This window comes from uncultured Bacteroides sp. (assembly GCF_910586915.1).
Lineage (GTDB): Bacteria > Bacteroidota > Bacteroidia > Bacteroidales > Bacteroidaceae > Bacteroides.
This window is the reverse complement of the sequence record NZ_CAJULN010000032.1, coordinates 1-12,736: the sequence shown is the minus strand read 5'-3', so window position 1 is coordinate 12,736 and position 12,736 is coordinate 1. Positions and strand designations below refer to the sequence as shown.

Genomic DNA, 12,736 nt, shown 5'->3' with positions numbered 1-12,736 from the left:
AGAGAAAAAAGCCAAATTTACAAATTGTCTTGAACATAGAATCAGATAAATAGAAGAGGATTTAGTAACCGGGATTCTGTTTCAGCTTTTTATTAATTTGAAGTTCCGTTGTAGGTACGGGCCATAAATATTGCCGGTCATTCCAACTGCGTACAGCAAGTGCCTGGCACTTACCGGCTGCTTCCAATCTGGAGAAATCGGCACAACCATCTTCATCCATATCCGGCGCAAAAGCCCAAAACCAATCTCCCTGGTCACAAACCCGTTCAATACACAACGAAGCCGGATAAAGCATACCATACGTCTTACGGCTCATCACCTTCTCTGCAAGCCGCCAGCGAATAATGTCGGTATATCGCATATGTTCTTTCGCCATTTCCATACGGCGCTCTACCCGTAGCTGGTGGCGCAGCGTAGACTGGTCGGTAGCAGTGAACGCCGGATATCGGGTCTTTTCGGATTTATCTACCCCATACGCCCGGGCACGAACTTCGTTCAGTGCATCCAATACCGAGTTGTCTATCTCATTCAGTTCTATTTTCGCTTCCGCATAGGTCAGCAAGACTTCTGCGTAGCGACAATAGATAACATCCTGGTCTACCTTGAAACCATTTTGAAGCCATGTATCATCAATCCCCTTCTTCCATACCAGGCCGTCGAACGAAGCATATTGGGCATTGGCACGCGTATCGTTGTTCTTTACCGTTTCTCCTGTGTTATAATTCATACAAGTCAGATGCTCCGGATGCGGAGTATATTCGTAGCCAAGATGGTTGGAGCCGAACGGCACAATCGTTTCCGCCAAGCGCGGGTCGCGGTTCTTAAACGGATTGTGTGGGTCGAAAAGAGGTGACTTATCGATAAGCAGGCCATCCGTACAGGTAAATGCAGCCAACAACTCCCACGAGGGGCAAGTCTGTGTCCATCCTCCTACATTGCGGGGAAGGTCGTTGTACACCTGGTTGACTCCGCCGTTGCCTGTTCCCAAATAGATGTCGTACGTGGCGTTACGCGGAATCTTAAAAATGAACTCACGTGAAGTTTTGGTTGTAGAAAGAAACAAATGACCAAAGTCCGGATGCAACTGATAAATATCCGAATCCATCACCGCTTTGGCAGCAACGGCGGCAGTTTCCCAGTCCTCCATCACTAAGGCAACCCTGGCTTTTAAGGCCAGCGCTGCGCCCTGAGTGGCACGTTGCTGCTCTGCGTAAGAAGCCGGAAGCACTTTGATTGCTTCATCAAAGTCCTCATAGATTTGTTGCAATACAATCGCTTTGTCCGTGCGCCCCATTGTCAGTCCGCTTTCAATACTGACATCGGTCAATACCAACGGGAGGTCACCAAACTTGACAATCAGTTTGGCGTAGGCAGCCGCCCGATGAAAACGGGCTTCGGCAACCAAGCGGTTGATAGTGGCGACAGATGCTCCGTTGCTGATGGCACGATGCGATTTCTCAATAACCGCATTGGCACGAGAAATAACCTTGTACTGGTTAGACCAAAGAGCAGTGACCCAAGCGTTCTGCCCGTTCAGTGTTCCATCGTCAAACGATGTCAGCAGATTGCGTGAAGTGTAGTCGTCCGACCAGTCTGTCTGCTGTTGTCCGTCCTCCGGCCAGAAATCATACCGATATAATTCATCAACAGCCATCTGCACTTCCGTCTCCGTAGAGTACCAATTTTCAGTAGAACCGCTTGATAAAGGATTCAAATTAAGATCGTGACAAGAGGAAAGTGACATTATGACTCCTCCGATATATAATAGTAACTTTTTCATATTTCTCATGACTAAAAATTAATTGAAACACCAAATACTAAGGAGGTGGTGATAGGATAACCCTCTACACTGACTTCCGGGTCCCAGCCCTTAGGAGCCCCGCTGACAGTAAACAAATCGCTGCCGCTTACATACACACGTACCGAATTCATGCAGGCTTTGGTTGTCCAAGCCTTCGGAAGCGTATAACCGACAGAAAGATTCTTCAGACGGATGTAGCGACTGTTATAAAGCCAATAGTCGGACATACAAAGATTGGCATCGCGGCTGGTACGTGTCAGACGCGGATACTTGACTGCCGCATTCTGCTCGTCCGTATTGCGGGCACTCCAATAATTGCCATCGAGAATGGTGGGGAAATTCAGCCAGTTATCCTGCAAGCCTTCAATCATGGCTGCACTGATTTGCGACTTCTGATTGCCTACCCCTTGCAGTGTCAAACCAAAATCCAACCCTTTATAGGCGGCATTGAAAGTAAGACCGAACATGAGATGAGGCAGAGAACCACCCAACAGTACCCGGTCGTATTCGGGCGATATTATACCGTCGGGTACACCGTCGGGACCGGAAATGTCTTTGTACTTAATGTCGCCCACCTTAACGCTGTTGTTCAGTTTGGGCGAGTTGTCTACATCTTCTTGGGTCAGGAACAGGCCGTCACTCATGTATCCATACCATTCGTTATATTCGCTTCCTTCCATTTTCACCTGGTTGCCAAGAAACTGCGTTCCGTTCAAATTACCCATAGTCGAGGTGAAGTCAGACAAATTAGCCGAAACGGAGTAGGAAAAATCACCCTTCGTATCCCTCCATCCAATCTCTATGTCATAACCCGTAGTATGCATATTTCCGGCATTGACATCCGGATTGTCATAACCTATAAAGTGTGGAATTTCCAACGCAAGCAACATATCTTTCGTATTTTTCCGATAATAATCGGCAGAGAAGTGCAGACGGTTACCCAGGAAGTTGGCATCCAGACCGATATCCCAGCTTTCGGTTGTTTCCCATGAGATATTCCGGACTGCGTATTTTTGCTGTGCGGCGGTAATGACAGAAGACACAAGACCCTGTGCGTTCTGAAACAGGGCGTTGTTATAGTCGATGGCAGCCTGGTAGGGGTAGTAGTTATAAATGAAATTTCCATTTTCATCATAAGTTCCTATACGTTCGTTTCCTAACTTGCCCCACGAACCTCTTAACTTCAGATAAGAGAACCAGTCCATATCGGCTTTCTGGAAAAACTTCTCTTCGGAAACCACCCAGCCAAGTGATACGGAAGGGAAATTGCTCCAACGGCAATCGGATGCAAAACGGGAAGAACCGTCGCGACGCAGATTGGCTTGAACAAGATAGCGGTTGGCATAGCTGTATGTCAGACGGCCAAAGAACGAACGGTAGGCATATTCTTCGGCATTGCCGCCATTGTCCCGATAATCTTCCGAACCCAAATCGAGATAAGGATAGTTGGTAAGCAGATATTGGTCTCTGGAAGCATTGAGATTCTCCCAATTCACATAGTAATCTTCGTATCCTGCCATGACAGAGAAATCGTGCTGCCCCACCGACTTGGCATAGTTGGCAAAAAACTGAGTCGTAATATCGTGGTTGTCGTTACGGTCTTCTTTCAGGTTTGTCGTACGATAACCGCCCATGTAACCGGCAATGGTATTCGGCTCGTCGGCCCGGGTATAGGGAATCTGCCTGACAAACGTCTTTTTCTTCCCATTGTTAAAGTTGGGAGCCACAACCGCCGAAAGTTTTAACCCGTCGACAGGAGCGATGTCAAGGCCCAGTTTGCCTCCGATAGTTGTATTCCAAGTGTGAATAGTACCTCCGTCCGTTATTTTAGCCAGCATATTTTCGCCATCCTTTACGTCGCCCCATTGTCCGTTCGTCCATTTGGAAGCGTAGATTGAAGGGATTTTACGTCCGCCTATTCCCATCGGGTTAGAGTTTGGAGAGAGGTATTTGGAGCGGGAGAAATTCAAATCCAAATTGGCGGAAATGTATTTATTGATTTTAAAGTCATTGTTGACACGCACCATAAAACGGTCGTACGCTTTGTTGACGTAAAGCCCGTCGGTCTTATCGTAGCGGAAAGAGGCTTTGGTACGGATTACATTCCCTCCGCCGGCGATATTAAGCGTATGAGTCTGCCGGGGTGCGGAACTATTCAAAAGAATATCTCCCCAGTCCGTCATCGGATATTTGTCGGGGTTGGCAGCGTTGTTTTTTTGCCAATCGGCGATGTCGCCTTCGGTGTATGTCTGATACCATCCGCCATCGGGGTTGTCGTTGTAACGTGTCTCGTTCACCATTTCCATATAACGTTGCGCTCCGACGTAAGCGGGCAATTTGGTCGGCATTTCCCAGCCATACTCAAAATTGTAGCTCAAAGCAACATCGCCGCTTTTGGCACGTTTGGTCGTGACAACAATGACTCCGGCGGCAGCCCGGGAACCGTAGATAGAGGCAGAAGCAGCATCTTTCAATACCGACATATTTTCCACATCTTCCGGATTTACCGAATTGATATCTCCGGGTATTCCATCAATAATGACCAACGGACTTGAATCGCCAATGGTAGTGACGCCACGTATCTGAATGGAAGAAGCACTTCCGGGAGCACCGTCTTCACGACTGACCGTCACACCGGAAAGGGCGCCTTGCAGCGCTGTGGAAAGTTGGGTAGTACGGCGGGTGGCAAGCTCGTCGCCTTTGACGGCAGTGACCGAACCGGTCAAATCTTTTTTCTTCATGGTGCCGTAACCTACTACAACCACCTCATTAAGCTGTGCGTTCTCCTCTTGCAGAACCACATCAATCACTTTCCGTACACCGATGCTGACCGTTTTCGTCTGATAACCTATATAAGTGATTTGCAGCACGGAATTGGCAGGTGCATGGATGCTGAAACAACCGTTGACGTCTGTGATGGTACCGATGGTGCTTCCTGCAACCTTGATGTTGGCACCGATGACAGGTTCGCCATTCTCATCTTTTACCGTACCGGTTACGGGAGTTCCCTGTTGCTGTTCGTTTTTAGAGATGGCGTCGTCTACAAGCATGATGTTTTTACCCTCCATCACATAACGGACGCCTGTCCCCCGAAACACGTCATTCAGAATTTCACCGACACTCTTATTCTTCGCATTTATCCCGACATTGCGTTTGGTGTCGATATCTTTGACGTCGAACACAAACAGATACTCTGTCTGCCTCTCGATTTCGTTGATGACTTGTCCTATCGTCATATGGTTGGCAACAATCGTTACATGAGCCGTCTGCGCATAGCTTCCTACGGCAAAGAGATTTCCCACACATAGAAGCAGGCATAAAACTGTGATTTTCATAATACGGAATAACTGTTTAATTTCTATAAATAATTCCTGATACAGAGAATTTTTCATATTTTCGCAACATATTAGTTTATTAGGTTTAACTTAATCTATAACTATCTCGTCGGCTTCCTACAGCCCGACTCAGACAAATGGGATGGTGTTGCAGCACTGTCCCATCTTTTGTTTCTTTCGCGGTGTTTTCAATCTTCCATAGGCTTCAGTATGTTTTAAATGTTAATAAATAGTGATGGTATTGCTCTCTTCATCTTTATCGTAGGAGAATTTACTGTTGAGGCTGAGCACGCGCATGACATGGTCTATGCCGTCATTCGTGCGGAACTTTCCGGTATAGTGTGCATCGAGAACCTGCCGGTTATTGACGATAAAGTCCACATCGTAATAGAGTTTCAGTTTCTCTATCATGTCTCGCAGGGAGATATCGTTGAAACAGATAAGTCCTTCGCGCCAGCGAAAATAGTCGGTTGTGCGGATTGTTTCCCTCACCATCCGGTTTCCTTTCAATACGGCGGCGCTTCCGGGCGTCAGCCTCATAAGAGGTGTCTGCTCTTTTTTATGTAAGATTTCCACCGCTCCGTTCAGCAAAGCTGTCTCCCAGACGGTATCTTTCCGGTAAGCCAACACATTGAATTCGGTGCCCAATACCCGGATGTCGCATTGGCTGGTTTCAACGATGAAAGGTCTTTCGGCTTGAGAGGAGACTTTGAAATAGCCTTCACCATCCAGCTTTACGCGACGGGCGTCTTTAGGAAACTGTCCGGGAAAGGTCAGGCGGCTTCCCGAATTAAGCCATATATGTGTTCCGTCCGCCAAACGTAACTCCGCGTGTTGCCCTGCCGGGGCGATTACGGTTTGCAGGTTTTCGCTTTTGCCGCGTACGCTGTAATAATTGTAGAAGTGGATGCTTGCTATGGCAATGGCGGCTACGGCTGCCACCCGATACAAAACACCTAACTTTCGCTTCAGCAGACTTTGGGGTTTCGGCAACGTGTAAGTATCGTCCGTTTGCCGCCACAAAGCGATGTCGTACAGCTTACGCTGCCGTTTGTATTCGGACAGATGCGCCTCGTCCTCGCGCAGCCAGTCCACCACCCGCTCTCTTTCTATTTCAGAGGCCTCGCCCGATATGTACTTTTGCAACAATTCATTCATTTTTTCCGATTGCTTTATATATATAACGTTTCAGGTTTTATTTACCCTAAAAAGAAAAACGTTTTTTTGAAAGCGGAAAAATGAAAAGCCTTGCGCAACGGGCGGATTACTTCAAATAGAAAAAGAAATAAAATAAAGGAAGGTAGTCTTTCAGAGTTTTCCGAAAGACTTTGAGTGCTTTGGAGATATGATATTCGACATTCTTGACGGAGATGTGGAGTTCGGCGGCAATCTCCCGGTTGGTTTTGCCTTCAAAGCGGCTAAGGGAAAATATGCGGGAAGTCTGTTCGGGCAGCGATTCCAACGTGTCGCGTATGATGCCGGTTACCTCTTTTGAAAAAATCTCATTCGGGTTGCACTCTTCGAGCGAAGAGAGACGGAGAGCCAAATCTTCCTGTTGTTTCTCGGAAAGATGCGTCAAAGCCTGTTGCTTTATGCTTTCGTGCCGCAGATAGTCTAAGGCTTTATTCTTTAAAATACTGAGCAACATCGGCCCGACAATTTCCGTAGGGTTACGCTGCATCCATTGCCACAACTTGATAAGGGCTTCCGAAGCAATGTCTTCCGCTGCGATGTCATCATATACATACGACTTTACGAACAGAAAAGATTTTCGGTAATATTGCGTATAAATATTATTAAAAGTACTGCCGGGGTGAGGTAACTCTGTAGCCATCGTTCATCTTTATTGTAATTTCCAAGTATTTAAAACAAAAGTAGGAACAATCTTTGAATTTACAAATTTTCCCGTTTACTATTTGCTTTATCTCTTTCCCGCCGCCCGCCGGACCGCCTTTGAAAGAATATTCGCTCAAACGCTTCACATTCCCGAAATAAAGCCCTACTTTTGTGAAGGATATTTTCCTGCGATATAGACATATGGGCAAGAAGTCTCCTACAAATAAAATAACCTCTACAGAATATGAAAGAAGAAGCCGGCAGCCAGTCTGTCCCCTACAATTTTGTCCGTTGCTTCAACGAACAGTGCCCGCAAGCCTCGAAATGTCTGCGCCACATCGCTGCACAAAATAAGACAACCGACTGTTTTTACATCTCCATCGTCAACCCGACACATTATCCTGCGGCGGGAGAACCGTGCCCATACTTCAAGAGTGCCAACAAAATACGTATGGCGTGGGGAATGAAGCGGATGCTTGACAGAATCCCTTATGAAGATGCAGTGAGTATCAGAGCACAGATGATAAGGCGCTATGGAAAAACAGGCTACTACAGGCTCTACCGCGGAGAACGGGGACTCATGCCCAAAGACCAGGAGTATATCAGACAACTCTTCCGCAACAAAGGAATCAAAGACGAACCGGTCTACCAATCTTATACGGAAGAATATATCTGGTAAATTGACGTCGCACAGCCCGTAGCCTTGCCACACGGACAAAGTGTGGCATCGTGCGTGAATGTATCGTGTCTTTCTTCGCCAAAGACAGAGAGGTTTGTCGTGCCCCATTGAGTTTCAATTTCGTTTCCTTCGTGTGAAACTTTAGTTCCATATGGGTGGAAACAAAGGTTTCTTCCCAATGAAACTCTTGTTCCATCAGCTTTGGAACTAAAGTTTCAAGCAGTAGAAACTTTGGTTTCAAGCCTTGAAGCAGATTTTCCTTATACATTCGGCAGGAAAAGTGTGACTATATAGAAAAAGTTCGGTAGGAAAAATATATCTTTGTGCAAGATATCAGACTTGATGCAACCTATATTTAAAAGATAAAGACCGAGTATGCGCCCATCCATCATATACCTTTGCCTGCTCCCCGTCCTGCTGTTTTCCTGCCGGAGTGCTTCCCTTGAGACACAACTGAAGGAAGCCGTCAAAGACAAGAAAGCCGAAATAGGGATTGCCGTCATCATAGACGGAAAAGACACGGTAACCGTCAACAACGACGCCCGCTATCCTCTGATGAGTGTCTTCAAATTCCATCAGGCCCTGGCAGTAGCCGACTATATGGCAAAGCGAAACCAACCGTTGGACACGCTACTGACGATAGAGAAACAGGACTTGAAACCGGACACCTACAGTCCGCTACGCGAAAGACATCCGCAAGGAGGAATCGAGATAAGCATTGCCGACCTGCTGAAATACACGCTTCAACAGAGCGACAACAACGCGTGCGATATACTATTCGATTACCTGGGCGGCACGGAAGCGGTAGACAAATACATCCGTTCGTTAGGCCTACGGGATTTCTCCATCGTAGCCACCGAGGACGATATGCACAAAGACCTGGAGTTGTGTTATCAAAACTGGAGTACCCCGTTGGCCGCCGCCGAATTGCTGGAGATTTTCCGCCGTGAGCCGTTGTCTGGCACAACCTATAAAGACTTCATCCGGCAGACAATGGTAGAATGCCGGACCGGACAAGACCGCCTGGCGGCTCCCTTATCGGACAAAGGCGTAACCATAGGACACAAAACGGGAACGGGCGACCTGAACGCCAAAGGCCGGCAGATAGGCTGCAACGACATCGGCTTTGTCCTATTGCCCGACGGGAGAGCCTACAGCATAGCTGTTTTCGTAAAAGACTCCGAAGAGAGTCTTACCGACAACAGTCGGACAATCGCTGACGTTTCGCGTATCGTCTATGAATATGTGATGAAGTCAGCCCGATAAAAGAGAGAACAATGAACGGTCGTAACAATAGAAAGAAATGGAGAAGAAAACCGACCCTAAAGAAACAATAACCACCCGCAGCCTTGAGACAGAAAGGCTGCTAATCCGCCCCTTTCAAGAAGAGGATGCGGAAGCCTTCTTTGCCTGCTGTCAAAACCCGAACTTAGGCAACAATGCAGGATGGGCGCCCCACAAGACACTGGAAGAATCGCGGGAGATTCTTCTGAATGTATTTATCGGCCAGGAGAATATTTGGGCGATGACGCTGAAAGACACGCGGCAGCTTATCGGCTCCGTCGGAATCGTCCCCGACCCGAAACGGGAGAATCCGCAGGTACGTATGCTGGGCTACTGGCTCGACGAAGCATATTGGGGCAAAGGGTATATGACGGAAGCTGTGCAAGCCGTAATAAACTACGGGTTCGGCGAACTGCAACTCAGCCTCATCACCGCCAATTGTTACCCACACAACAAGCGGTCGCAACAAGTGCTCGAACGAAATGGTTTTATCTACGAAGGCCTGCTGCACCAAGCCGAACTGACATACAACGGAAACATATTCGACCATCTGTGCTACTATCTCCCCAACATCTCCCGACCCACCGCACAGGATTATGATGAACTGACAGAGGTGTGGGAAGCATCGGTGCGCCACACACATCACTTTCTCACCGAAGAAGACATCCGGTTTTACAAACCGTTGGTGCGCAATGAGTATTTAGCGGCAGTAGAACTATACATCATCCGGAATGCCGAAAGAAAGATTGCAGCTTTCATGGGACTGAGCCACGAACAAATCGAAATGCTGTTCGTCAATCGCAGCGAGCAGGGAAAAGGATACGGCAAGCGCCTGTTGCAATACGCCATCTTGAAGAGACAGATAGATAAGGTGGACGTAAACGAACAGAACGGGAAAGCACTCGGTTTTTACCTTCACATGGGATTCCAAACCATCGGCAGGGACGAAACGGACAGCCAGGGAAAGCCTTACCCGATTCTGCACCTACAGTTGGAAAAAGCGAGCATCGAAACAAGCAACCGTTGACACCGGAAAAAAAGAGAATTGCATGAACCTGCGTACAAGATTAGCCGAACGCGTACATATCGAAGACATCAGAGAGATACTTCACTTCATACAAGACGACGAGCAGCTCAGAGAAGAGGTCTACCAACTTATCTTTGACAAAGACGAGACTCTCTCTTATCATGCCTTGTGGGTTTGCACGCATTTCCCAAAAGAAGGTGTAGAATGGCTAAGCCAACGGCAAGACGAACTGATTGATGCACTATTAGTCTGCCCGCACACAGGAAAAAGAAGGATGCTCCTGAGCCTGCTCAGCCAACAGCCGGCAGCCAATCCGCCACGGATGGATTTCCTCGATTTCTGTATGGAACGTGTCATAACCCGACGTGAACCGGGCGGAGTGCAGTCTCTCTGCATAAAACTTGCCTGCCAACTGACCCGTTCTATTCCCGAATTGCAGCAAGAACTGCGTACCATGCTGGAAATTATGGAACCCGAACTGTTAAGCCCTGCCATCCGTGCCGTACGCAGAAATACGCTAAAGGCAATGAAAGCCAAGAAGTAGAACCTGACAAAAGCAAAGCGGCTTGTCTCACTACAGATAACACCGATTAGCACCGATTGTTTAACTTCATTATGCAAGTATTAAAAAAGCAAACTGTACTAACCGGTGTTATCTGTAGTGAGACAAACCGCCTTTATTGTAATCAATTAAAATAGTATAAGAATACGGCAATGCCTTCGAGTGCTTTCTTCGGCTGGTCTTTTATCTCGATGGCAAACTTGATTTCAGCCTTTGCCACGCCACGCAGATTGGTCAACGAATGAAGGGTAGTCACCAGGCGGATGCTCTGTCCTGCCAACACAGCCTGACCGAATTTCATCTTGTCCATACCGTAGTTAATCATCATCTTCAGGTTGTTCACCTGGATTATCTGGTTCCACATATACGGCAGCATGGACAATGTCAGATAACCGTGAGCTATTGTGCTTTTGTAAGGGCTGTCCACTTTGGCACGTTCCGTATCCACGTGAATCCATTGGTGGTCTAATGTCGCATCCGCAAAAAGATTGATGCGCTCCTGAGAGAGTTCCACATAATCGGAAACACCTATTTGTTTACCTAACAGTTGTTCAAATTCTTCGTACGAATTGATAATTACTTTTTCCATAGTCTGAACGCTTTATGGGGGTTATTAATCTATTAATTGGTGGCAAAATTAGGAAAAATAAACTGATATGCCATCAGTTCTTCCGATTTTACTTTACTTTTGCACCCATAATCACATTCAAAGATACACCGATGATACATCTCTTCAAGAAACCTGTTTTCCACATTGCGCTACCGGCGAAATTCACTTATCCTTTCCATTATACTCCCCATCCGTTGTGCGTATTGGCGGCAGAGGAAGTAAAAGCGTATATCGCAAGCCGCAAGGAATGGCAGGAAGAATTAGCTCTCGGAAAGATGTTCGGGGTATTGATTGTACAATGCGGAACGGGAGAAGCCACGGAGAAAGAAAGCAACATCGGCTATCTGGCAGCCTTTTCCGGCAATTTGGCGGGAAAGAACCTCCATACTTATTTTGTTCCTCCGGTCTATGACCTGCTGCAACCGCAAGGATTCTTCAAGATGGAGGAAGAGCAGATTTCAGCCATCAATACCCGCATCGGCGAATTGGAGAACAATACACACTACCTTGAATCGAAAGAAAAACTGAAAGCAGAAACCGAACAGGCCCGGACGGAACTGATTCAAGCCAAAGCGGAACTAAAGGCGGCGAAGGAAGTCAGAGAGAGTCGGCGCCGGTCGGCAAACGGGATTTCCGAAGAAGAACAAGCCGCTCTGATTCGGGAAAGCCAATATCAAAAAGCTGAATACAAGCGAAAAGAAAAGTACTGGAAAAGGCGGTTGGAGGAACGTGAAGCGGAAGTCTGCCGCTTCAAGGACGAAATAGAAAAACTGAAAGCAGAACGGAAAGAACGTTCGGCAGCCTTGCAACAAAAGTTGTTCGGGCAGTTCCGGATGCTGAATGCAAAAGGAGAAGTGAAAGACTTATGCAGCCTCTTTGAGCAGACCGTAGGGAAAGTACCGCCCAGCGGTGCAGGCGAGTGTGCGTTGCCCAAGCTGCTGCAATATGCGTATCTTCATCAACTGAAACCGTTGGCAATGGCCGAGTTCTGGTGGGGAGAGTCTCCGAAAAACGAAATCAGACATCACGGCTATTACTATCCCTCCTGCAAAGGAAAATGCGAACCCATTCTTCAACATATGCTCCAGGGATTGGAGGTAGACGAGAATCCGTTGTCGGACAATATACATAAAGACACGGAACTGGAAATCGTGTTTGAAGACGAATGGCTGGTAATAGTCAACAAACCGGCAGGAATGTTATCCGTGCCGGGAAAGGCGGAGGAGACGGACTCCGTCTACCACCGTCTGAAGAAAAAGTATCCCGATGCTACGGGACCTATGATTGTACACCGGCTCGACATGGCAACTTCGGGATTATTGCTTGTAGCCAAAACCAAAGAAGCACATAGGCATTTGCAGGCACAGTTCGAGAACAGGAGCATTAAAAAAAGGTATATCGCTTTATTGGAGGGAGAAGATACGGCCCTGACCACAGGTAAGACGGGGACAATCTCGCTCCCACTCTGTCTGAACCCACTCGACCGTCCCCGCCAAATGGTGAACGAAGAATACGGGAAAGAAGCCGTCACGGAATACCGGATTATCGCAAGTTCAAAGCGACATACCCGCATCACCTTGTATCCGTTGACCGGACGTACAC

General features: G+C 47.4%; 9 protein-coding genes and 1 pseudogene. 5 read left to right on the top strand and 5 right to left on the bottom strand.

What is annotated here, in order from left to right:
- Nucleotides 1-61: 61 nt before the first annotated feature.
- The 4 genes from QZ331_RS10885 to QZ331_RS10870 all read right to left on the bottom strand — a co-directional run bounded on the left by QZ331_RS10885 (nucleotide 62) and on the right by QZ331_RS10870 (nucleotide 6,970).
- Entirely contained in the window at nucleotides 62-1,780 is a 1,719-nt protein-coding gene (locus QZ331_RS10885) for a RagB/SusD family nutrient uptake outer membrane protein (protein ID WP_294630160.1), read from the bottom strand.
- Between the two features lie 11 nt (nucleotides 1,781-1,791).
- Nucleotides 1,792-5,193, bottom strand: coding sequence for a TonB-dependent receptor (locus tag QZ331_RS10880; RefSeq protein ID WP_294630158.1), 3,402 nt, complete (start codon nucleotides 5,191-5,193; stop codon nucleotides 1,792-1,794).
- Nucleotides 5,194-5,358: 165 nt separating this feature from the next.
- Nucleotides 5,359-6,294 (bottom strand): FecR domain-containing protein, encoded by a 936-nt coding sequence (locus QZ331_RS10875; protein WP_294630156.1) that lies wholly within the window; start codon nucleotides 6,292-6,294, stop codon nucleotides 5,359-5,361.
- Between the two features lie 106 nt (nucleotides 6,295-6,400).
- Complete coding sequence (locus QZ331_RS10870) at nucleotides 6,401-6,970, bottom strand: RNA polymerase sigma-70 factor (RefSeq protein ID WP_294630154.1); 570 nt, start codon at nucleotides 6,968-6,970, stop codon at nucleotides 6,401-6,403.
- A 246-nt stretch (nucleotides 6,971-7,216) separates the two neighbouring features.
- Between QZ331_RS10870 and QZ331_RS10865 the strand changes: the two genes are divergently transcribed.
- The 4 genes and pseudogenes from QZ331_RS10865 to QZ331_RS10850 all read left to right on the top strand — a co-directional run bounded on the left by QZ331_RS10865 (nucleotide 7,217) and on the right by QZ331_RS10850 (nucleotide 10,506).
- Nucleotides 7,217-7,651 carry a DUF6078 family protein gene (locus QZ331_RS10865; RefSeq protein ID WP_294630152.1) on the top strand — a complete coding sequence of 145 codons (435 nt, stop codon included), beginning with the start codon at nucleotides 7,217-7,219 and terminating at the stop codon, nucleotides 7,649-7,651.
- Nucleotides 7,652-8,026: 375 nt separating this feature from the next.
- Complete coding sequence (gene bla, locus QZ331_RS10860) at nucleotides 8,027-8,917, top strand: class A beta-lactamase, subclass A2 (RefSeq protein ID WP_294630150.1); 891 nt, start codon at nucleotides 8,027-8,029, stop codon at nucleotides 8,915-8,917.
- A gap of 79 nt (nucleotides 8,918-8,996) precedes the next feature.
- Nucleotides 8,997-9,962, top strand: a pseudogene (locus tag QZ331_RS10855) (GNAT family N-acetyltransferase); the annotation flags it as partial.
- A 22-nt stretch (nucleotides 9,963-9,984) separates the two neighbouring features.
- Nucleotides 9,985-10,506: a hypothetical protein gene (locus QZ331_RS10850; RefSeq protein WP_294630148.1), complete on the top strand. Its 522-nt coding sequence runs from the start codon at nucleotides 9,985-9,987 to the stop codon at nucleotides 10,504-10,506.
- A 142-nt stretch (nucleotides 10,507-10,648) separates the two neighbouring features.
- Here QZ331_RS10850 and QZ331_RS10845 read toward each other — a convergent pair whose 3' ends face one another.
- Nucleotides 10,649-11,113 carry a MaoC family dehydratase gene (locus QZ331_RS10845; protein ID WP_294630146.1) on the bottom strand — a complete coding sequence of 155 codons (465 nt, stop codon included), beginning with the start codon at nucleotides 11,111-11,113 and terminating at the stop codon, nucleotides 10,649-10,651.
- Nucleotides 11,114-11,244: 131 nt separating this feature from the next.
- Between QZ331_RS10845 and QZ331_RS10840 the strand changes: the two genes are divergently transcribed.
- The coding region (locus QZ331_RS10840) for an RluA family pseudouridine synthase (RefSeq protein WP_294630145.1) at nucleotides 11,245-12,736 on the top strand (1,492 nt) is incomplete at its 3' end.

Excerpts from the sequence above, each read along its gene's own strand:
- QZ331_RS10885 (WP_294630160.1), bottom strand. The coding sequence starts at position 1,780 with ATGAAAAAGTTACTATTATATATCGGAGGAGTCATAATGTCACTTTCC.
- QZ331_RS10880 (WP_294630158.1), bottom strand. The coding sequence starts at position 5,193 with ATGAAAAATTCTCTGTATCAGGAATTATTTATAGAAATTAAACAGTTA.
- QZ331_RS10875 (WP_294630156.1), bottom strand. The coding sequence starts at position 6,294 with ATGAATGAATTGTTGCAAAAGTACATATCGGGCGAGGCCTCTGAAATA.
- QZ331_RS10870 (WP_294630154.1), bottom strand. The coding sequence starts at position 6,970 with ATGGCTACAGAGTTACCTCACCCCGGCAGTACTTTTAATAATATTTAT.
- QZ331_RS10865 (WP_294630152.1), top strand. The coding sequence starts at position 7,217 with ATGAAAGAAGAAGCCGGCAGCCAGTCTGTCCCCTACAATTTTGTCCGT.
- bla (WP_294630150.1), top strand. The coding sequence starts at position 8,027 with ATGCGCCCATCCATCATATACCTTTGCCTGCTCCCCGTCCTGCTGTTT.
- QZ331_RS10850 (WP_294630148.1), top strand. The coding sequence starts at position 9,985 with ATGAACCTGCGTACAAGATTAGCCGAACGCGTACATATCGAAGACATC.
- QZ331_RS10845 (WP_294630146.1), bottom strand. The coding sequence starts at position 11,113 with ATGGAAAAAGTAATTATCAATTCGTACGAAGAATTTGAACAACTGTTA.